The organism is Streptomyces zingiberis (assembly GCF_012034935.1).
Classification (GTDB): domain Bacteria; phylum Actinomycetota; class Actinomycetes; order Streptomycetales; family Streptomycetaceae; genus Streptomyces; species Streptomyces zingiberis.
In genome coordinates this window covers 76,013-97,129 of the sequence record NZ_JAATEN010000024.1, presented here as the reverse complement: position 1 = coordinate 97,129, position 21,117 = coordinate 76,013, and the positions used below count along the sequence as shown (strand labels likewise).

19 protein-coding genes are annotated in these 21,117 nt (G+C 67.1%); 6 read left to right on the top strand and 13 right to left on the bottom strand.

Going from position 1 to position 21,117, the window contains the following annotated elements; all coding sequences use genetic code 11:
• Window positions 1-11: 11 nt before the first annotated feature.
• Window positions 12-575: a phosphatase PAP2 family protein gene (locus HCK00_RS23695; RefSeq protein WP_168104067.1), complete on the top strand. Its 564-nt coding sequence runs from the start codon at window positions 12-14 to the stop codon at window positions 573-575.
• Between the two features lie 228 nt (window positions 576-803).
• On the opposite strand, the gene fxlM is transcribed toward HCK00_RS23695, so the two are convergent.
• The 9 genes from fxlM to HCK00_RS23650 all read right to left on the bottom strand — a co-directional run bounded on the left by fxlM (window position 804) and on the right by HCK00_RS23650 (window position 11,268).
• Window positions 804-3,176, bottom strand: a complete 2,373-nt coding sequence (gene fxlM / locus HCK00_RS23690) for a methyltransferase, FxLD system (RefSeq protein ID WP_168104066.1) — start codon at window positions 3,174-3,176, stop codon at window positions 804-806.
• Window positions 3,177-3,431: 255 nt separating this feature from the next.
• Window positions 3,432-4,478 (bottom strand): phosphotransferase enzyme family protein, encoded by a 1,047-nt coding sequence (locus tag HCK00_RS23685; RefSeq protein WP_206320798.1) that lies wholly within the window; start codon window positions 4,476-4,478, stop codon window positions 3,432-3,434.
• Between the two features lie 5 nt (window positions 4,479-4,483).
• Window positions 4,484-5,284 carry a class I SAM-dependent methyltransferase gene (locus tag HCK00_RS23680; protein ID WP_168104064.1) on the bottom strand — a complete coding sequence of 267 codons (801 nt, stop codon included), beginning with the start codon at window positions 5,282-5,284 and terminating at the stop codon, window positions 4,484-4,486.
• Complete coding sequence (locus HCK00_RS23675) at window positions 5,281-6,132, bottom strand: aminoglycoside phosphotransferase family protein (RefSeq protein WP_311765456.1); 852 nt, start codon at window positions 6,130-6,132, stop codon at window positions 5,281-5,283. Before HCK00_RS23675 ends, HCK00_RS23680 begins: the two co-directional genes overlap by 4 nt.
• A 170-nt stretch (window positions 6,133-6,302) precedes the next feature.
• Window positions 6,303-6,803 carry a helix-turn-helix domain-containing protein gene (locus HCK00_RS23670; protein WP_168104063.1) on the bottom strand — a complete coding sequence of 167 codons (501 nt, stop codon included), beginning with the start codon at window positions 6,801-6,803 and terminating at the stop codon, window positions 6,303-6,305.
• A 39-nt stretch (window positions 6,804-6,842) separates the two neighbouring features.
• Complete coding sequence (locus tag HCK00_RS23665) at window positions 6,843-8,006, bottom strand: glutamine synthetase family protein (RefSeq protein ID WP_240966072.1); 1,164 nt, start codon at window positions 8,004-8,006, stop codon at window positions 6,843-6,845.
• 263 nt (window positions 8,007-8,269) lie between these two features.
• Window positions 8,270-9,802: an amino acid permease gene (locus HCK00_RS23660; protein WP_168104061.1), complete on the bottom strand. Its 1,533-nt coding sequence runs from the start codon at window positions 9,800-9,802 to the stop codon at window positions 8,270-8,272.
• Window positions 9,803-9,861: 59 nt separating this feature from the next.
• Window positions 9,862-10,866 (bottom strand): hypothetical protein, encoded by a 1,005-nt coding sequence (locus HCK00_RS23655; RefSeq protein WP_168104080.1) that lies wholly within the window; start codon window positions 10,864-10,866, stop codon window positions 9,862-9,864.
• Window positions 10,867-11,073: 207 nt separating this feature from the next.
• Window positions 11,074-11,268 (bottom strand): hypothetical protein, encoded by a 195-nt coding sequence (locus HCK00_RS23650; RefSeq protein ID WP_168104060.1) that lies wholly within the window; start codon window positions 11,266-11,268, stop codon window positions 11,074-11,076.
• A 329-nt stretch (window positions 11,269-11,597) separates the two neighbouring features.
• Between HCK00_RS23650 and HCK00_RS23645 the strand changes: the two genes are divergently transcribed.
• The 5 genes from HCK00_RS23645 (at window position 11,598) to HCK00_RS23625 (ending at window position 17,399) form a co-directional block, all read left to right on the top strand.
• Window positions 11,598-13,115 carry a helix-turn-helix domain-containing protein gene (locus HCK00_RS23645; protein WP_311765455.1) on the top strand — a complete coding sequence of 506 codons (1,518 nt, stop codon included), beginning with the start codon at window positions 11,598-11,600 and terminating at the stop codon, window positions 13,113-13,115.
• Complete coding sequence (locus tag HCK00_RS23640) at window positions 13,112-13,840, top strand: HAD family hydrolase (protein WP_168104058.1); 729 nt, start codon at window positions 13,112-13,114, stop codon at window positions 13,838-13,840. The genes HCK00_RS23645 and HCK00_RS23640 overlap by 4 nt, the downstream gene beginning before the upstream one ends.
• Before the next feature lie 338 nt (window positions 13,841-14,178).
• Window positions 14,179-15,426, top strand: coding sequence for an NsdA family TPR-like regulatory protein (locus HCK00_RS23635; RefSeq protein ID WP_240966068.1), 1,248 nt, complete (start codon window positions 14,179-14,181; stop codon window positions 15,424-15,426).
• Between the two features lie 98 nt (window positions 15,427-15,524).
• Window positions 15,525-16,298 carry a phosphotransferase family protein gene (locus tag HCK00_RS23630; RefSeq protein WP_311765454.1) on the top strand — a complete coding sequence of 258 codons (774 nt, stop codon included), beginning with the start codon at window positions 15,525-15,527 and terminating at the stop codon, window positions 16,296-16,298.
• Window positions 16,299-16,574: 276 nt separating this feature from the next.
• Complete coding sequence (locus HCK00_RS23625) at window positions 16,575-17,399, top strand: RNA methyltransferase (protein WP_168104055.1); 825 nt, start codon at window positions 16,575-16,577, stop codon at window positions 17,397-17,399.
• 10 nt (window positions 17,400-17,409) lie between these two features.
• Here HCK00_RS23625 and HCK00_RS23620 read toward each other — a convergent pair whose 3' ends face one another.
• From HCK00_RS23620 to HCK00_RS23605, 4 genes are read right to left on the bottom strand one after another with little or no spacing between them, the layout of a single operon-like run.
• The gene (locus tag HCK00_RS23620; RefSeq protein WP_168104054.1) at window positions 17,410-18,411 is read right to left on the bottom strand and encodes a glycosyltransferase; all 1,002 of its coding nucleotides are present in this window, start codon (window positions 18,409-18,411) and stop codon (window positions 17,410-17,412) included.
• Window positions 18,408-19,307, bottom strand: coding sequence for a glycosyltransferase family 2 protein (locus tag HCK00_RS23615; protein ID WP_168104053.1), 900 nt, complete (start codon window positions 19,305-19,307; stop codon window positions 18,408-18,410). Before HCK00_RS23615 ends, HCK00_RS23620 begins: the two co-directional genes overlap by 4 nt.
• The gene (locus HCK00_RS23610) at window positions 19,304-20,059 is read right to left on the bottom strand and encodes an HAD family hydrolase (RefSeq protein WP_168104052.1); all 756 of its coding nucleotides are present in this window, start codon (window positions 20,057-20,059) and stop codon (window positions 19,304-19,306) included. The genes HCK00_RS23615 and HCK00_RS23610 overlap by 4 nt, the downstream gene beginning before the upstream one ends.
• Complete coding sequence (locus HCK00_RS23605; RefSeq protein WP_168104051.1) at window positions 20,056-21,078, bottom strand: NAD-dependent epimerase/dehydratase family protein; 1,023 nt, start codon at window positions 21,076-21,078, stop codon at window positions 20,056-20,058. The genes HCK00_RS23610 and HCK00_RS23605 overlap by 4 nt, the downstream gene beginning before the upstream one ends.
• Window positions 21,079-21,117: the final 39 nt, after the last annotated feature.

Here is a 21,117-nt window from a genome sequence, read left to right as displayed (position 1 = left end):
CCGAGTCCCGCATGGCCCGCCTCATCACCGACACCCTCGCGCCGGCCAACCTCGTCGTTGCGATACTGCTGATCATCGGCTGGCACAGCACGAGCAGCGTCACAGGGCTCGGCTGGGGCCTACTGGCTGCCCTGTTCTGCGGTGGCATTCCGTTCGCCGTCATCATGCTCGGGGTGAAGCGCGGCCACTGGACCGACAAACACGTGCGAGTCCGTGAGCAGCGCGCCGTGCCTCTCCTCGCCACGATGGCGTCGGTACTGATCGGCATCTCGCTGCTCGTCGCGCTCCAGGCACCCCGCGAGGTCTTCGCCCTGGTCGTCGCCATGCTCGTCGGCCTCATCACAACCATGATGGTGACCGTCTGGTGGAAGGTCTCGGTCCACACTGCCGTTGCCGGCGGAGTGGTCGTGATCCTGCTCCTCGCCTACGGCGCGAGCATGGCACCGCTGGTACTCGGCATCGCGGCAATCGGCTGGTCCCGCGTCGCGCTCCGCGACCATACTCCCGCCCAGACGGTTGTCGGCGCCCTGCTTGGAGGGCTGGCCGCCGCTGTTGTATTCAGCGCGATGCGCTGACGAACGCTGGTGCGGCGCCAGGCGAGACGTGTTCCGGGCACGCGGCTGACTGTCTCATGCCATCGGCGCCTGGCGTCGGCGATGCTGGACAGTACGGCCGTAGTGCGCCTGGACACGGACAGTGGTCGAGTAACTAGCTACGGAAGTCGAGGGGCGGACTCCGGCCCCGGACTCCGAGCGAGTGGTCATCGAGACAAGGGCGCACTTCCCGCCGCCGAACGGCCCCCTTCAGCCAGAGGACCCTGCCTCCTCCACTGTCGCGGCGACTTCTTCGGTGCCCTCAACGGGGGCCGGGGCAAGTGCGTTACGGCCCGGCCACTGGAACACCAAGCGGCAGTCACGCTTGTCCAAGACGTCCCCGGCGGGCAGCAAACGGTCGGACGTGCCGGCCGGATGGACAGTCAGAATCGGGTCGCCTCCCGTGCCGTCGTCGCTGCGCACGTAACGGTCCCAGGCCCTCACCGTCTCCACCAGCTGCTCGGCGAGCTGCGTGCCCCGCTCGCCGAAGCCGTGGACGACCCACTCCCACTCCCTCTCGGCCGGGCTGTCTCCGTGCCGGGTCGGGACATGGATGAGGTAGGCCAGCGAGGCGTCGCCGAGGATCGCCGGCGCGTCCCTGCCCTTCGTGATCTGAGTGACCCCGGCCCTCGGCTCCTGGAGGACGGCCAACCGACAGAAGCCAGGCACGGTCGTGGCCGCGTAGAGCTGAAGTGAGCCGAAGTAGAAGCCGCTGTCCATGGTCACCCCCGTGGCGACCTCGTGCCGCTGCCCGCGCAACGCCTCCTCCACCCCCTCCGTGGGGCCAGCGTCGCCGTCCTCAAAACGGAGCTGCAGTTCACCACCGAGGAGGTCGAGGACTGGGGTGCTGTGGGCATGCTCGCCCTGGGCGCGGACGAATCCGCAGTGCGTGAACTTCCGGGCGTGCAAAACAGCACCGCGACGCTCGAAGGTGATGGCCCTGGTGTAGCCGTGGATCTCGAGCGGCAGGACCAGGCGCCCGCCCTCGGCAAGCTGCTCTCGCCAGGCCGAGGCGATATCCCACACGTTGTACGTGATCATGCTTCCGTCGAATCCGCCCCGGGGCACGAGACTGGGGGGTGCGCCGAGGGCCGCGTCGCCGTGGAAGACGGTGACACGTCCGCTGCCGACTTCTGCGAGGAACCGGTGGGTCCGGCGCACGACGTACGGGTCGATGTCGCCGCTCACGACCCGTCCCGTGGGGCCGGTGACGTGGGCGATCAGTTCGGCGTTGTAGCCGCCGGAGCCCGCCTCGAACACGCTCGCCCCCGGCTTCAGGCAAAGGCTCTCGATCATGTCAGCCTGGAGCCAGGCTGCGGACACCGAACTGGTCGCCTGCCCGGTCTCGTCGCGGCGGGTGATGACGGCCCGGTCGGTGCCGTCGTATGCGGTCTTGAGGTCCTTCTCCGGGACGAAGCGGTGGCGGGGCACCGTGCGCAGCGCCTGCTGGACCGGCTCGGACGGGGCCCATCCGCCGGCGATGACCGTCTCGGCCATCTTCTGGCGCAGCCGGATGGCTTCGGCCGACTCGCCGGGCACGGGCAGCTGGCTGGTGGCGTGCGGGTAGTCGTGGACGGGTGACAGGCCGGGGATGACGCCGGGCCAGACCACGTTGAGTGCGTGAGCCGACGGGGCGAAGATCCGATCGAGGTGGGCCAGGAGGTGCAGAGGGTGCCACTCCCACCGTGAGAACTTGGTGAGCTCACGGCAGGTGAGGGTGCCGGAGAAGGCGGTGAGGCGGACCACGGCGGTCAGGCGGGGGACGCCGTGGCTATCGTCCCAGAGCATCGTCAGCACGTGGGCGTCAGCCCGGTCGGCGATCAGGCCGGTCTCCTCGGCCAGTTGCCTCACCGCTGCCTCCTCGAACGGTTCCGAGGCGTCGGTGCGTCCGCCGGGCAGCTCCCACATGTTGCTGGTGCGGCCCAGCAGGACTCGGCCGTTGCCGTCGGTGACCACCGCGCAGGCACCGGTCACCGCATGCGTGGTGGGCCGTTCCTTCTCTACAGGTTTGGCGTGTTCCTGGCGTGGGCCGCGCAGGATGAGCACGGCCAACCCGTCCGCATCGAATCGCTGGATCCGTTCCCACCCGCTGGCCAGCAGGCTGATCTCCTTCTCGTCCAGGGCGATGTCCTGCCTGTCTGCGGGAGTGTTCGCGGCGAGCGGGGTGATGACGACGATCGCGCCACCCTCGCGCAGCTGGCAGCCGAGTTCGTGCATGACGCGGGTGCGGTCGCCTAGGAACGCATACATCAGCCGGAGCGTGATCAGGTCGTAGCCGCCCTCGCGGAGCGGCTCGAGGTCGCCTTGTTCGATGTCAAGGCTCAGCCACTGCACTCCGGACCCCTGGTCGCGGGCGCGGGCGAGGGCGCTCTCGGACCAGTCCACCGCGTCGACCGTGTAGCCCAGCGACGCCAGGTAGGCGGCCAGGTCCCCCAGACCGCAGCCGAGGTCGAGAGCGCGGCCGTCTTCGGCGGGGGCGGGAACATGCTCGGCCAGCAGCCTCTGCTCACTCTCCCCGAGCTGCCGGAAGCCCTGCCCTCCGGCGTAGTGCTCGTCCCATTCCTTTTGTTCGGTGTAGGCCAACGGGCTGTCTCCTTCGGCGGTTGGTGGCGTGAGGGTCAGGAGCGGGCGAGCTGGTAGAGGCGGGCGGGGTGCGGTGGCCGCGCTCGACGAGTTCGAGGGCAAGGTGGGTCACGCCGAACTGGATGTCGGAAAGCGGATGGAGTCGGGGTTCCCCTGTGGGCGGCAGGTGGGGAACGTTCGTCGAGCGATTGGCGTCATCCCGCAGTGGGTGAGGTCCGAGAGGGTTGACCTGTGGGCCGATGCGCGGTGGGTTTGTCACGAGCGGCCTCCGCCCGTGGGGAGGCTGGCGAACCCGTCATCGAGGTCGGAAAGGCTGTTCAGCAAGCGGCGGATGGCGGTCTGCCGCTCGTTCCAGTGCCGCTTCAGGTCGGCTTCCGCTTCGGGCGGAAGCCCGTATTCGGCAGTCGTGGCGCCGTAGAAGCTGAACAGCATGTACAGCAATGCGATCCGGGCGCAGGCTCGGATTTCCTCGAGAGGGAGGCTGGGGTTCTCTGCGTGGTAGGCGCCCACCATGGCCAGTGCGCAGGCGTCCCATTCCGGGCTGGTGGCCACGGTGCGCGGATCGAACGCGGCCCGGCCCAGCTCCCAGGCCGGCATGCCGGTTGCGCCCCGGAAGTCGATGACACCGGTGACGACATCAGCGAGGACGATCAAGTTGGTGCGGGAGAGGTCAGCGTGCAGCGCCTGCTCCACCAACGTGCCCGGCAAGTGCTTGCGCAACCGGGGCACGTGGTTCTTCAGGTCCTTCCGCCGCTGATCGAGGTCGGCCCGGAGCTGCTCATGGCCCTCGTGCTCCTGCCGCAGCGCCGTGGCCATCACGGTGTCGCACTTGGCGACTGCGTCCTCGACCCTGCCGGTCCGCCAGCGGGACTGTTGCACGTGCTTCGGCAGCGGGTAGGCAGCCAGAACGCGGTGCATTCGCCCCATCACCGCGCCGATACTTTCAGCGAGCGGCACCGTCATCGCCGAGGTGGTCACACGGCCGGGCGCCTCGTCAACCACGGCCCACGCGCTTCCCTCCGCGATTGTGACCAGGTTGCCATCCTTGTCGTCCCAGACACGCGGGATGGGAAGGCCCGCGGCCCGGCAGTACTCCGACATGTCCCAGGCGGTGCGAGCCGCCTCCACGTCCGCACTGGACCGGTACTCCTTGACGAACAGCCGTAGTCCGTCCTCGGTCAGGACCCGCCGGTTGATCGTGTCCGTGCCCATGGGCACGGGCTCAACCACGAGCGCAACCAGCCCGTACCGCTCCTCCAGTACGTCAGCTGCCACGGACGCGTTCCAGTCCGCATCGCTCATCCCCCTCACCGGCCTCTGGAGGAGGGCCGCCGTGCGGTGAGGACAGTGAACGCGTTGTCCTCCACGAGGAACCCGCTGTCGAGGAAAGGCGTAAGGGCGTCGGCGACGGCAGCCTCGAATGCCTCGCGGCGGTGGCCGAACAGGTGCGGGGCCGCGAACGACGTCGAGTACAGGTAGCCGATGACCTCGTCGATGCTCCACTCGCGGCGCACGGGGATGGCCGCGGTGGTGACATCGCAGAAGGCGGAAGCGCGCAGCACCTCCTCATACGGCGGCCCGTCCGGACCGAAGATGCCGTCCCCTGCGCGCCGCTGCTCGCCGAGGAATTCCTGGACGACGGCGCGGACGGCCTGCTGCCAGGCGCTGGCGGCGGTCCACAGACTGCGGTCGCTGAACACCGCCAGCACACTGCCGGGCGCGACGTACTCGGCCAGGCGGTTGAGGAAGTGGCGTTGGTCGAGCCAGTGAAAGACACGGCCACACGTCACGAGGTGCGGCTGCCATCCCGCCGGCGGTTCGAAGTCCTCTGCGAGCGCGTGCCCAATCTGCAAACGGTGACCAGCTGAGAGCGCGGGACGGAGTACGGCATCGGCCTCGGCGCACATCGTCGGGTCGGAATCGACAGCGATCACGTCGTCGAAGTACGGCGCGAGCGCAAGGGCAACGAGCCCTGGACCGGTGCCGACATCGAGCAGGCGCCGCGGAGAGCCCGCGGGCGTTTCATGGGCGAGAAGTGCAGCGAGATCAGCTGGGATGCCGGGGCGGAAGCGCCGGTAATAGGAGGAGGTTCCGGCAAAGGCGTTCACGCACCCCACCCGCCCCACATACGCGTACCGTTCTCTCGGCGCAGGTTCTCCAGCATGGTGTGGGCTTCGTCGACGAGCCCGATGTCGCGGTGCTGGATCCCCCAGGACAGCGAGTCGAGGGCGTCCAAAGCCCCGTAGGCCCGGCATGCCGCCAGTTCGTCGTCGGTGAGCTGGCGGCCGTACCCGTGGTGAAAGGCGGCAATGAGGTCAAGGCGTTGTAGCAGGACCCGGTAGCGCAGGCGGCTGAAGTCCCGGCGGGCAGCGGGCTGGAGTTCGGCCCGCTCGAAGTCGATGATCCGAAGCCGTTGCTCGGTGTCGTCCCACATCCAGTTCTTGGGCATGTAGTCGCCGTGTGCTGCCACGTGCGGCAGACGCGGCGGAGCTTCCATGGCTAGCGCCCGCACCATCGCGATGTCGTGTTCCGGTACGTAGGACGCGGCACCATCCAGCAGCTTTGCAGCGGTCGCGTCCCAGGTCTCTTCGGCCGCGTCCGTGGCTGGCGCGTCCGTTGCTGCGGTGTGATGCCGGGCCAGGAGTTCACCGGCCTGCTCGTACGCCTTGCGCTCCTGCTCGGCTGGCAGTCGCAGTGTGTCCAGGCTTCGTCCGGGCACTGCGGTGACCAGGACGGAGCGCGTCTGTGTGTCGGCAGCGATCAGTTCGGGCGCGCGGTCGGCGCCCAGGCAGACCGTCCACTTCCGGTACGTGTCGACCTCGCGCCGGTGCAGCTTCGGGCCTGCGTGCTGTTTGGCGAACCACCGCGCGCCGTAGAGCCCGTCGATCTCCCAGAGGGACGGCCTGTTGTTGCCGGGCCGGGGGTGCTCGGCAATGACGGTGTATGTGTCGGTCACCGATTCCACCAGCTGGTGGAGTGCACTGGGCATATCGGTCACGTCTGGTGTGCCCTTCCGTTGACCAAGCCACCCAGCCGAATCGCGCATTGTGAGGGACTGGGTGCTCTGAGTACTTGCGTGCGGGTGGGGAGTGTGCCAGAGGGCACTGACAATGCGGCGTGAGCTGGTCATAGCTGAGCCGGGGCACGGAGGACCGTTCCGGAGAGCATCTCCACGAGGGACTCGTCGAGGACCTCGTACGTCCAGCCGAGCGTCACCAGGTGCGGGTCGTTGTCCGCCCGGACGCGCTCTCGGAGCGCCTTGATCCGCTTCAGGGCTTCGCCGCGGCTGATGCGGGCCCGGTCGGCGTAGTCCTTCGAGGCCGCACCGGCGGCAATCATCTGCCACGTCTCAATCTCGGCCTCCGAGAAGGTCGCCGGGAAGGCGACCTTCTCGGGGCGTTTGAGCTGCCCCGTGACGTAGCAGGCGTGGACGACGGCCGCCCGGCCGCTGACCCCGAGCTTCTGACCGCAGTGCTTCATCTGCACGTTGATCGTTCCGGCAGTGATCGTCAGGTCGGATGCGATCGCACCGGTGCTCTTACCCTCCGCGACCTTCTGAACAATCCGAACCTGTGCGGGGGTGAGATCGAGGGGCGTGGCGGCTGGGCGCGCCGGTCGTGCACTCACGGGAGCCTTGGATCCTTTCCTTCTCGATGGGCGTGGTCGTCAGGCGCGGGCCAGCCACCGCTGCCGTTCGGCGTCGGTGACCAGGCGCTCGTGGTGGTCGAGTTCCAGGCGGGCGAGACGGGCGTAGTGCTCGACGACCTCGGTGCCGAACGCGTTCTGGGCCAGGGTGCTTGCCTGGAAGGCGACCAAGGCGTCGGCGAGGGTGGGCGGCACGAGTGTTCCGCTTCCGCGGTAGGCGTTGCCGGTTTCCTCGGTGCCGAGGGGCAGCTGCTGCTCGATACCGTGATCGATGGCCGCTAGCACGGCGGACAGGGCCAGATACGGGTTGGCATCCGCTCCGGGCACCCGGATCTCCAGATGAAGCCCCTCCCCGCGGCCGACGACGCGGACGGCACAGGTGCGGTTGTCGCGGCCCCAACTCATCACGGTCGGCGCGAAGGAGCCGGGTGTGAACCGCTTGTAGGAGTTGACGTTCGGCGCGTAGAACGGGCCGAGGTCCGGCAGGCCGGCCAGGAGACCCGCGATCGCGTGCCGCCCCGTCGGGGACAGTTCGTGGTCGTTATCGTGGGCGTGGAATTGGCTGATGGACTTCGACCACAGCGACACATGCAGGTGCAGGCCGTTGGCCCGGCCCGTCTCGGGGGCGGCCATGAAGGTGGGGGTCAGCCCGGCGCGCGAGCCCAGCGTGCGGACGGCGTGCTTGAAGAGCAGGTGCTGGTCGCAGGCGGTCAGCGCCGGTCCGTACGGGAAGGTCACCTCGACCTGACCGGGGCCCGCCTCGGTCTTGATTGCCTCGATGGGCATGCCGGCGCCGGCGAGTGCCCGTTGCAGGCGGCGGAAGAACCGGTCGGAGACCGGATCATGGTCGAGGGCGTAGTCCAGGTTCTGCGTCGTCACCGGCCGCAGCCCGTGATACCCGGTCTGTTCGGCCTCGGCGTAGGCGCCCTGGTAGAGGACGAACTCGGTTTCGATACCGGCCTGGGGGTGCAGGCCATGCCGGGCGAGTCGGGCCAGTTGCCGGTGCAGGATCTGGCGGGGCGCGACCCCGATGGGCGTGCCACACTCGTGCACGGCGTGGCCGAGCACCACGGCGGTACGCGGCATCCACGGCACCACGCGCACACTCGCCAGATCCGGCCGAACCGTCAGGTCCTGATAGCCGCTGTCCCACGAGGTCAGCTCGAAGCCATCAGCCGGGCTCATCTCAACATCGGTCGCCAAGGTGTACGCGCACATCTCCGCGCCGTTGTGTATGACGCGCTTGAGGAAATGGCCCGCGTCGTACCGCTTCCCCTTCAGCCGCCCCTGCAGGTCGGGCAGCGCGAGCAACACCGTGTCGATCGTGCCCGCCTTGACCATATTGCGCAGATCGGCCGGAGAAACCGCCTTCTCGGAGCGCCTGCCCGGAGCAGCGGAGGAAGAGACGTGGCGTGCCGGCGTGCCGTTGTCCGTTATGGTCCCCGTCATCACACGACCTCGTCCGCGTACGTGCTCCCCGAGCGGTCGAAGTTCTGGGCCGGCACCTCGTACGTGCTGCCCTGCTTGTGCCACCACCCCCACGCCAGCGCGAGCACGACCAGTAGAGCCACCGGGGCGTAGTTGAACGTGTCGACCGTGACGAGGGCGCCACCGTCGGGGCGGGTCTGCGGCAGACAGAACAGGACGGTCACGAACGCCACCCAGATGACCGCGATCGTGCCCACGGTCACGCCCCAACTGCCCAGGTTCCACGGGCCGGGCCTGAACCGATGCCGGTTCTTGACCCGCAGGAAGATCGGGATCGCGTACGCCGGGGTGATGCCGACGACGTTGATGCTGGTGATCGCCGCGTAGGCGACCGGGCTGTACAGGCTCGGCAGGGCCAGCAACGCGGCGCACACCACTGACAGCAGCACGGCCTTGCGCGGAGTACCCGTACGGCGGTCCACCTGTCGCCACAGTTGCGAGCCCGGCAGCGCACCGTCACGCGAGAACGCGAACACCATGCGGCTGGCCGCGGCGGTCTCGGCGTTGCCGCAGCACAGCTGGGCGACGATCACGACCAGGAGCAGTGCCTTCGCCCCGGCCACGCCCAAAGCGTCGAGGAAGATCTGCGCTGGCGGCACCCCCGTTGCCGTGCCGACGGTGCCTGCGTAGTCCTGGATCGCGAACGTGAGGCCGGCCAGCAGTACGAATCCGGCCAGCCAGGACCAGCCGATCGCGTGGATGATCCCGCGGGACGCGGACACCTGGGCGTCCGTGGTCTCCTCCGACAAGTGCGCGGAGGCGTCGTAGCCGCAGAACGTGTACTGGGCCAACAGCAGGCCGAGCACCGCCACGTACAAGGGGCTGGACCAACCGGTGTTGTTGACGAACTCGCCGAACACAAAGTCGGTGGACTGGTGGTGCGAGGGCACGATCGCCAGCGCGCCGACGATCACAGTGACGCCGGCCAGGTGCCACCAGACGCTGATGCTGTTGAGGATGCTGACCAGCCGGACCCCGAACAGGTTCAGTGTGAGGTGCAGGGCGAGGATGCACAGGAAGATCACCATGATCTTGCCGGGCGTCGGCTCGAAGCCCCACTGCAGGTTCAGGAACGCGCCCGTGAACAGCGCGGCCCCGTAGTCGATGCCGGCGATCGCGCCGAGCAGGCCCAACAGGTTGAGCCAGCCCGTGTACCAGCCCCACTTCCTGCCACCGAGCTGTTCCGCCTGGTAGTACAAGGCCCCGGAGGTCGGATAGGCGGACGTCACCTCGGCCAGCCCGGCGCCGATGAACATCACCATGGCACCCACGACGATCCAGCCCCACAGCATCACGGACGGACCGCCGGTGTTCAGACCGAACCCATACAGGGTCATGCAGCCGGACAAGACGCTGATGACGGAGAAGCTGATCGCGAAGTTCCCGAACGGTCCCATACGCCGGGTCAGCACCGGCTCGTAGCCGAGCTCCCGCAAGTACGCGTCGTCGGGCTTCCGGGCTGTTGCGCGATGGCCAGGGCTCAAGCGAGACATGGGCAACCTCCAAGGTCCAGGGTGAAGAGAATGTGAGCAGGTCCATGCCAAGTCCCATGTCACGGATGGGGCCTGGTGCGGGGTCTATGTGTGCGGGCGAAGGAAAGTGACTCTGTACGCGCTCTCAGGAGCAGAGCCGTACCGGGGTCCGGCCCTGGAGCCCCGTCATGCACCGAGGCCCACGGCTCGCGAGCCGCGTATGGGCCCATCGCCTCGAAGACCTCGGCGGCTTCCACATACTGGTGGCCCGCCCACAACGCGTAGGCGAGAAGGTTCAGATCGGCCACCGATCGCTCCCGAGCGGGCGCCTTGCGGAACCAGTCGTAGAAGGCATTCAGCGTGTAGTCGAGCGTCGACTCTTGCGCCCACTGGCGCCGCCACAAAGGGTCAGCCTGCGACCGTCGCCGCTGCTCGACCTGGGCGTACGCCGGCAGCAGCAACAACGGCGACCCAACGGGCCGCTGCGACGCCACCCATCGCCCGAAGTCGAAGATGCTGGCCAGGGACGCGGCCTGCAGTCCGTCGAGTGCGAGCATGAACTGCAGCACGCGGTGATAAGCCTCGCGGTTGTACGGATCACGCTGGTTGACCTCGTACAGCAACCCCCACGGACCGCTCGGCAGCATCGGCTCGGCGGGCACCGCACGGTGCTCATGACGCAGCTGGCGGGTGTCAATCTGCGCCAACGCCATGAGGCACACCCACGGCACCGGATCCTGCGGCACGCGACGAGCCGCGAGCAACACCTCGCGCCGCGCTTTGAACTCCAACTCCAATGTCCCCGGATGCCGTTGACGGTGCGCACGCAGCGCCCGCTCGACTGATACGCGAGCACTCATCACCTGCGCGTCGTAGCAGCCAGGCTCCTCGTGGAGCCACACGCCGACCACATCCGACCGAGCTGCCGCCACGGCCAGCACCTGAGTGCGCGACGTCCGCAGCGCCCAGTGCGTGCCAGTGTCCAGAAGCAGCTTCCTGGTAGTTCGCCAGCGGCCCGCCTCCAACTCCTCCAAGGCCACACGCAGGTCGTCGTCATGACCCGCTGGGTGATACACAAGACGCATCACGGGCCCTCGGATCGGGATTGGCCACGCCCCGAAGGCTGGACGGGGCTGCTCGTCTGAGGGCGGGCAGCAGGATGCGAGGTGCGTCTCCGGTTGAGCGTGATTGCCATCAGGGGGGCCTCAGGGGAATTGTGGGGAATGGCCGCAAAATGTAGGGGCGTCAACCAACTCGGCGGGATGGGGCGCCCGGCTATGACACGAGTCGCCCTAAAAGCGAATCTGACCGATCATGTCTGCAATGCCGGTAACGAACCGGTTGATGCTCGGAGCCATCGACGTGCTCGCAAGGAAGAATCCGAACAGACTGCACACGATGGCATGCGCCGCATTCAGGCCGCTCTTCTTGACGAAGATGAAGACGAGGATGCCCAGGAGCACAACGGCGGAGATGCTAACGGCCACTGTGCACCATCCAGTGGCCCGGTGCTCCCGCCCAATGAGGCACATGAAATGTGCCCTGCGGGGAGAGGATCAGGCCGCAGGCCAACCTTGTTCGTGGTGCGGAGGACAAAGTGGACTCCGTTGAGGGATCAGCGACTGGTTCGCGTTAGCGCGACGAGCAGATGGGCCGATGATCAGTTTTCGGCCCGCTCTGCGCGCCGCGCTCCGGGGCTCCCAACACTGGCGGCAAAACGTCCCGCGCACACATTCCGCAGGTGATATCACTTGTGTGATTCCAGCTCACCAGGAGTAGTTGGGGTTGCGCGGGCTCACTTGTGGGGAGGCATGACGTGCATCAGCAGCCGATGCGGAGCTGTGACCGGTGCGGTGGCCAACTGAGCAGCTACAACACCGACACGCTGTGCTTCGCCTGTGCTCGATCCCGCGTCCTCCAACAACACACCCCTATCGTGCCGGACTATGTTTGGTCCGACCCGGATGTCCATACTGCGCTCGCCGCATGGGACTTCGGCCAGGCCAGTCGCCTGATCCGACTGCGCGGTTCGCTCCGGCAAGGGGACATGGCTCAGCTCACCGGTCTGAGTCAGGCATTCCTGTCCATGCTGGAGGCGGGCAGTCGGCGCCTCACCAACATCGACAAGATCGTCGAGTTCCTGACGGGCCTGGGCGTGCCCACCGAACTCGTCCCGCTCCCCGTCCCTCAGGCCAGGGCAAACGTGCCGCAACCAATCTCGGACCCGTTCGCTGGCGACGCGGACCCGACCCTGCCCTGGACCGCAGCCCGTATGGTGGCAGCACTGGACTCTGCGGTAGGAGGCAGCACGATGGACCGTCGGCAGTTCCTCACCGCAAGCGGCATAGCGCTGACCGCCTTCGTGAACCAGTGGGACATAGCCGAGGCCGAGCCCCTACGTCGCGCGGCCGGGGGAAGCCGCCTCTCGCACAGTCTGCTCGATGGGCTCCAGCGCACGACGGACAGCCTTCGGAGCATGGATGCAAGCGACGGCAGCGGAACCCTCACAGCGCTGGGTGACAAGCACTTGCGGTTTCTCACGCACCTCGTGGAACACACGTCGTACGACGAAACGACGGGACGGCAGCTCGCAGCCGTCATCGCCGACACTGCTACGCAGACTGGCTGGTTCGTCTTCGACTCCGGCCAGCGTGACCGGACGCTGGGGTATCTGTACGCCGGGCTCCGTGCTGCCAAGGCATCGGGAGATGCCCGACTCGGTGCCGGCGCGTTGTCCTACATCGCAATCCACGGCTATTCCACCGGAGCGCCGCACCACGCTGTCACCGCAGCACACCGGGCACGTGAGAAGGTCAAGAAGCTCGGCACTCCCGCGCTCGAAGCCATGCTGCTGACCCGACAGGCACGCGGACACGCGAAACTCGGCGAGCGACAAGCGGCCCTCGCCGCACTCGGAAGAGCAGCCGAACTCTGCGCAAAAGGGCGCTCAGAACGCGATCCTCAGTGGCTGTACTGGATCAACGAGGGCGAGATTCATGGACAGGCCGGCAGCTGTTACCTCGATTTGGGCGACCCAGGCAACGCTGTCTCGAGCTTCACCAAGGCGCGTCAAGCTCTCAACCCGACCGACCACCGCACCAAGGCCCTGTTCCTCTCCCGTGCTGCTACCGCCCACATCGACCAAGCGGATCTCGAAGCTGGATGCGCCGCGGCGCACGAAGCCCTCGATCTCGCCGAACAGCTCGAGTCTGCTCGCCTGAACGATCATGTCCAGGCCATGCTCCGCCGGCTCCAACCGGTGATCCACACCCCGTACGCTCAGGAGGTACTGGAACGAGCCGCCACCGTGACGGGAGCAGGAGGCCGAAATTGAGCGAGACCCAGCGGGTCCTCGTATTGTGGGACATCGACCGCACTCTGCTGTACGTCGGCGACATCGACCGTCAGGTCTACCGCGAGACCTTCGCCGAGGTCGTCGGGCGCCCTGCGGAGCAGCTACCGGCCCGGGGTACTGGCGTAACCATGCCCCTCGCGATCCGGTCCCTGCTTCTCGACAACGGCGTCCCGGAACTGGAAGTCCCTGAGTTGCTCCCTCGCATGGTGGAGCTCCTGCCACGGCGTCTCGCGGCACATGCGCAGGACCTACGTGAGCAAGGAGTCCTCATGCCCGGTGCCGTGCCTGCCCTGAAAGCGGTGCACGCACAGGCGAACCTCGTACCGACGGTTGTTACAGGGAATCTCCGGCCCAACGCACTGTTGAAGCTCGAAGCGTTCCACCTCGATGGGTTCCTCGACACGGAGATCGGCGGATACTCCTCTGACGATGCGCACCGTCCGGCGCTCGTCGCCGTCGCCCAGAAACGCGCTCAGGCAAAGCATGGGGCGGCCTTTGCCCGCTCCAACACCGTCATCATCGGGGACTCCCTCGAGGACGTCCGTACTGGTCTTGCAGGCGGCGCACCGGTAATCGGAATCGCGTCCGGCAAGACCACCTCCAGCCAACTAGCGTCGGCGGGAGCCGAGGTGGTACTCGACAGCCTTGAAGACGTCTCTCAGCTCCTGAGCGTGATCACCGCCGTCACCGTCAACCACGAGTGACAGCGACTCGCCGGCGGTACGTCTCAGCTGCCCGTATCACACGAGTGATAGGAGCATTTGAGTGCCCCGACATACGCTGTCGCGCGCGGACGAGAAACGGGGGTGCGATGCGGAAGCACGCTCGAGTGTGCGCGGACTGCGGATGTCGGCTGAGCCAATACAACCAAGACGACCGATGTGCAGCGTGTGCACGCGACAGGCGATTCGATGTCCACGCTGGGCCTCGCGTGCCAGACGCTGTCTGGCACGATGTCGAAGTCCAAACCGCGATTGCTGCATGGGACTTTGGCCGGGCAAGTCGCCTCATCCGCACACGGGCGAGGCTACGTCAAGACGACATGGCTCACATGACCGGGCTGAGCCAAGGCTTCCTGTCAATGCTGGAAGCGGGAACCCGTCGCTTAACGAACCTGGACAAGGTCGCCAAGTTCCTGAGCGGCATTGAAACACCTCACGCCCTGCTTCCCCCTCCGTTCCGTGAACACGACGCGCATTCCACGTCGGCGACGCCTTCGCCGCCAGGACGAGTTGCTCACAAGATTGATCCTGTGAGCACAGGACGCACGGTCGGCCTACACGACCTGGCGGCACAGGCTGCCGCAGAATCGCTGCAGTTCACCGAGGAAATCACCAAGAGCAACGTGAGTGATGTGGAACTCGAGGAACTGGAGTCCAGGATCGCGAGAATCGCGACCGACTACGTCCACGCTCCGCTATATCCCCTCTTCAGGGATCTCCTGTCCACGAGAGATCAGATCTTCTCGTTGCTGAGTGGCCATCAGCCGCCGCGCCAGACCTGCGAATTGTTCCTCCTCGGCGGCACCAGTTGCCTGCTCCTCGCACACGCCTCACAGAACCTTGGTGACCAGGATTCTGCAGTGGCCCAACTCCAGACGGCATGGACATTCGCAGAGCACGCCGGCCACACCGATCTGCGTGCTTGGGTGAAGGGAACAGCGGCACTGATCGCCGAATGGTCGACTCACCAGCGCACAGCCCTCGACTACACAAAGCAAGCGACCGGACTGGCACCCAGCGGCGAGACGCGGATCAGGACGGCCGCGATCGAAGCCAGGGCTGCCGCACGCATCGGCGACCGCAGCACAGCACTGGCCGCGCTCGAAGAACTGCAGCGTGCCCGCGATCAACGAACAGCCGCAGACGGCCTCACCCGATTCGGCGGGCTGCTCACGTTCCCAGAGGCCAAGCAGGAGTACTACATCGGCGGAACCTACGCGCTGCTCGGTGACCACCACGAGGCCGAGAAGCACGCTACCGCAGCGATCGAACTGTATGAGGGTGGTCCGAGGGAACAACGGTCGTACGGTGATGAGGCCCTGGCGCGGCTCGACATCGTCACCGCACGCATAGCCGCAGGGGAGATCGAGGGAGCTGGCGAGCAGCTCCAGCCCATCCTCGAACTCCCCGAGGACAGGCGGATCCGGCAGATCGGCGACGCTATGCAGGGAGTGGCTAGGCTTCTAGAAGACCCGCGGCTCGCCCGCAGCCGGATTGCCCGCGAGCTTGCAGACGCGACACGCGGCTATCAGGCGATCGACACCCGAGCGAAGGCCCTCACCTCATGACAACGACGGTCTCTCCCGAGTCCGCCGCCCGCGCTGCCTGCCGGCTTTCAGGATTGGACGGCCGGTCTCTCACTCCGCTTCATAACCACGCCACCTCGGTGTTCCTGCTGCCGGATGAAGGCATCGTGGTCCGGGTGAGCTCAGCTCCGCAGCGGCAGCGCCTCGAAACTGCCGTTTCTCTGACACGCTGGCTCCTCGCGCGCGGCTTCCCCGCGACAGAACCAGCGGATGTCTCACAGCCAGTAGCGGAGAGCTCGTACGTCATCACGTTCTGGCGGCACTACCCGCAGCCAGCATCGAGCACCCCGCCGGCCGGGCACCTGGGGAGCCTGCTGCGATCCCTGCATGATCTGCCGTCCCCACCTCTCGAGCTGCCGGAGTACGAGCCACTCGCCTCTCTCAAGGTTGCGCTGGACGCCAGCACCTACCTGACGTCATCTCAGCGTGAATGGCTCACCGCACGCCGAGGTGAGCTCCTGGAGTCCTACAGGGATCTGGAATTTCCTCTCGGGTACGGTCATCTCCACGCCGACGCGTATCCAGGCAACACGTTGTGGGACGGCCAAGAGGTGAGGCTCGGTGACTGGGACGAGGCATCATTCGGTCCACGCGAGATCGACCTGGCGAACACATTCCAAGGCATCCGCTTCGGTCGTAGCACTGAGGAACTGGACGAATTCAGCCTTCGGTACGGCTATGACATCAGGGAGTGGCCTGGCCTTCGGGTCCTCTGCGGAATCCGTGACCTACACACACTCGGTTCCTTCATTCGGCGTGCGGACCGTGGCGACGAAGCGGCTGGCAAGCAGCTTGGCTACCGCATTGAAACGCTCAGGAACGAAGACGGTCAGGCCCAGTGGAGCGCAGCTTGATCGCCACTCCTACGGTTTCGGGCCGTTCTCCGGTTCGAGAGGCGCAGCGCTCCGCCGAAGGAGTTCGACCACATCGCCTGGGCGCGAGCGGCCCCCTTTCGAAAACTGGCCGGCCCTCACCTCCGCGCACATCGCGACCGAGCCCATGGTGTAACGAGTCGGGCACACATGGTCACCTCTGCGGGGCGTGTAACCTGCTGGTTGCCCGGTGTCGTGGTTCACCGAGGGACGGCCGGGCTAGCAAATGTTCATCTTTGGCTTGGAGGACGGGTAGCAGTGCAGCGGATCACGACCCGCAATGCCCGTTTCCAGCAGCTGCAGACGCTGCTCAACAACCGCACCAAGCGAGGGCGTGCCAAGGAGTTCCTGGTCCAGGGCGTACGTCCGATCACGATGGCCGTGGAGCACGGCTGGACCATTCGTTCCCTGCTCTACGACGCCAGCCGCCCGCTCTCCCGATGGGCTGAGGATCTACTTCGCGGCATCGGTGCCGAGCGCGTAGCGATGGCACCGCAGCTGCTCGCCGAGCTCAGCGAGAAGGCCGACGGGGCTGCGGAGGTCCTAGCGGTGGTCGAGATGGCGCCGGACAGTCTGTCGCGGATCAAGGTCCACGACGACTTTCTCGGTCTTGTCTTCGACCGGCCGACGCAGCCCGGCAACATCGGAAGCATCGTGCGGTCGGCCGACGCGTTCGGTGCCGACGGGCTCATCGTGACCGGACACGCTGCGGATCCGTACGACCCCAAGTCGGTGCGTGCCTCCACGGGGTCGTTCTTCGCCGTGCCCGTGGTGCGCAGCCAGTCGCACCACGAGGTCATGGAGTGGCTGGAGAAGGTGCGCACTCAGGGGCGGCCGGTGGCCGTAGTCGGCACGGACGAGAACGGTGACGCCGAAGTCTCGGAATTCGACCTGACCCAGCCGGTCCTGCTGCTGATCGGCAATGAGACCGCGGGCCTCAGTGCGGCCTGGCGTGAGCTCTGCGACCACGTGATCAGCATTCCGATGACGGGCTCGGCCAGCTCCCTGAACGCGTCGAACGCCGCCTCCGTCGTTCTCTACGAGGCGCGCCGTCAGCGTCTCGCGAGGCAGCGCTCGGCGTGATCTGCCGAGGTCACGTCCAGACCTTGCCGCTGACCGCTCTCTTGTAGACCGCGAGGTACTGGCGCGCGATGGTGTGGTGGCCCCATCGGTCGACCGCTGTTTCGCGCACGGCCTGGGCCGTGGGCAGCGATGCCAGCACCCGCTTCGCGTCTCCGAGGGTGATGTTCTGCCCGACCGGTAGTACCGTGCCGACGCCGGGGACGATCTCAGGCAGGCAACCGTTGTCGCTGGCTATCACCGGGGTGCCGCTGGCTGCGGCCTCCGAGACCACGGTGGCGCCGGGCTCGATCCATCGTCCGCCGAACGGGCCGCCCCAGGGCTGAGACAGCACGAGTTGTGCCCGGGCGCGTGCGATGAGTCGGGTACGGGTGCCGCCGCCGACTTCGCCTACGTAGCGGACGGTGTGCGGGAAGTCGGCCAGCAAGGCGTCCAGGTAGTCCTTCTCCCAGGCTGGTCCGGCAACGGTCAGCGGCAGGCCGGCGGCGCGTGCGAATGCCGCCGCCTCGCGTACGCCCTTGTGTGCGGAGACCCGACCCAAGAAGAGCAGGTAGTCGTCCTTCGCCTCCTGGAATGGATATCGCGAGGGATTGACCGGTAGCCGGATCACCGGGGCGGACACGGACCCCGCGGCGGTGCGTTGTGCGCAGGAGAGGTAGATGCCGTTGATCTGACGCTCCGGCACGCCGTTGAGGTGGTGCGTGCTCACGGTTGGCCTTAGCACGTCCGGTGGAAGCGCGGCAGCGTTTGAGTGGTCGTGGACGATGTCCGGGGCGAACGCCTCGATGGCGGCGTGGATCTCGGCTGTCTCAACCGCGGCGGACACCGTGACTCCCGCCTGGACGGGGCTTCCAGGGGCTCCGAGAAGCAGGATCTGGCACCCGGCCTCCAGCAGTCCGTCCATGAGCGTGGCTACGACCCACTGGATACCGCCGTAGCCCTGGGGCGGCACAGTGATCCACTGACTGGGGTCGGCCCCGTACCGATACGGCGGAATGACCATGGCCACCTTCATCGGTCACCCTTGGTCTCGACATTGGCGGCGCCGGTCGGGCTCTGGGCCATGGCCTCCCGGAGGACTCCGAGGAGGACGCTCGCGGTGTAGAGCACAGCGAGGGCAGCTCGCACTGGACGGGGGCCGTCCCCCGACCAGTTACGGTTCCATTCCTTCCCGATGCCTCGCCGCGCATCGTTGCGCCGTGCTTCACTGCGCCCCTGCCAGAAGGCGCGGCGCAGCAAGTAGGACAGGGTCAGCCGGTGAGCGGGGATGAGGTGTTGGACCTCGGCGTCATGCAAGACCGTCGCGGTGGCGCCGCGCGCGGTCATCTCCCGTACGAAGGTGGTGTCCTCGGCCGAGTTGAGGGAGCCGCCGATCCGGCCGAGGCGTTCGTCGAAGCCGACTCCGAGCAAGCGGGCCTGCTCGGAGTCGATGGCGAAGCTGCCGCCCCAGATCGACGCCGGCCGGGCAGGAACATGGGATCCGAGGTAGTGCAGCTGGCCAGAGGTGAGGAACCACGGACAGTGGTGCCCCTGAAGATGGGCGCTGATCCTCGTCCCGGTGACATGCGCACCGGCGGTCAGCGCGGCCCGTATCTGCGTCAGCGCCTCGACGGTGGGGACTATGTCGTCGTCGAGGAAGACGAGGTGCCGTGTCGTGGCCTCCTTCATGGCCTTGTTGCGGCTGTAGGCGAGTCCCTGGTTTCCCTCATTGCAGATGACGCGGATGCGTGAGAGAGGCAGCGAGGAGCGCGAGGGTAGTGCGGGAAGGTGGATGGCGGGCATATCCGCGATGATCAGCAGGCGGTCTCGGGGGCCGATCGCCGCGGCGGTACGAGCGACGGCTCCCGGCAGGAGATCAGGGCGGTTGCTGCAGATGGCGATGGTGAGGGGCAGGTGGGCGCCGGGAGTCACAGGCGCACCTCCTGGCTCGGCCGTGGGCAGCTCTCATCGCGGCCGATTGCCCGGAGAACATCGGCCAGGTCTCCGAAGGCAGCGACGGCGCAGTGCCTCGCGCCTCCCTCGGTTGTGTGGTCACGATGGGCTTTCAGCTCGCGGTAGGCGGTCACGATCTCGGGACCGACTCCAGCAGGAGCGTTCCATCCGCTGTCGACGTTGACGATCGCTGCGGAGCAGCCGAGAGCTAGGGCCGGAGCAGCGTCGTGGTCGGTCCGGTCGCCGACGACCATGGTGTGTTCCGGCTTCCAGCTCAGCCGCTCCAAGGCCCACTTTAAGAGGCGGGGGTCGGGTTTGGCGTAGCCGACGAGGGAGTCGAGGGCGACGAGCTGGACCTGGTCCTCGACGCCGATGGCACACAGGGCAGCGAGGCATTCCGGGGGCTGGTTGGCGACGATGCACACGTCGTACTCCCCGGCAAGTTGGCCGAGCGCGTCGACGGCTCCAGGAATGGGCTGGACGAGCGAGGTCCAGTGTTCGCGGACGCTCTGCCAGCTTTTCGTGCCGTTGGGTGGGAAGAGGCTGGGAGGCGGTGATCCGGGCGTGCGGTCCTGGTAGAAGTCCCGCATCGCCTGGAGGAAGGCTTTCATGGTGAGGGTTGGATCGTCCGCGTGCGTGAGTTCCCAGACGCCCTGGAGCCAGGCGAGGTCGAAGGGCTCGTCGTAGTAGAGGATGCCGCCGACGTCGATGGCCAGGGTGTGGCCCGTCATGACGTGACCGCCCGTCCGGCGGCCCAGGTGAACCACTCGGGCTTGTCCTCGGTGTCGTTCTCGATGCTGAGGGAGGTCACGGGTTCTACGGGGCCGTGCTTACGGGCCCAGGCCGCGGTGCGTCGCAGACCTTCGGCGAGCGGGGTGTCGGCCCAGTCGCCGAGCGTCCTACGGGCGAGGCCGTTGTCGGTGTACGCGGCGTGGACCTCGGCGCGGGCTGCCAAGTGCTTGATCTGGTGGTCGGGTACGCCCATGGCGGTGCGCACGGCGAGCGCCATGTCCAGCACGGTGCTGGTATGCGAGGAACCGACATTGAGGACTTGGCCCCAGGCGGCCGGCTGGTCGGCCGCGGCGAGGAAGGTGCCGACGATGTCCGGGGCGTAGGTGAAGGCGCGGATCTGGCTGCCGTCTCCGTACACACTGATCGGCTCGCCGCGCATGATCTGGTTGAGGAAGATGGCGACGGCGTTGCGGTACGGGTCGCCCATGTTCTGCCGCTCGCCGTAGACGTTGTGCATGCGCAGGGCGAAGTACGGCAGGCCCTGCAGCTTCATGGTGACGGCGAGTTCGCGCTCGACGGCGAGCTTCGCGTTGCCGTAGCTATCGGCGGGGACGGGGCGCTCGTCCTCGCGCATGGGGACGTGTCCGTGACCGTACACGGCGACCGACGAGGCGAAGCCGAAGAACCTGACCTTGGCGGCGAGTGAGGCGTTGATCAGGTTGATGCTGCCGAGCAGGTTGACGGAGTAGTTGTGGTGTTTGACGGCGTGGCTGATGCCTTCGGCGGCGAAGGCGGCCAAGTGGTAGACACCGTCGAAGCGGTAAGAGGCGAAGAGTTCGGCGACCGTTGCCTGGTCGGCAACCGAGCCGACGAGGAGGGTCGCGCCGTCGGGTACGTTCTCGGTCTTGCCGCCGTCGAGGTTGTCCAGGACGACGACGTCGTCGCCGCGCTCGATCAAGGACGCGGCGAGGTGGGACCCGATGAAACCGGCGCCGCCGGTCACCAGATGCGTGGGCATGTCGTGTCTCCCATGGCTTGAGTGGGGTCCCGCTGCTGC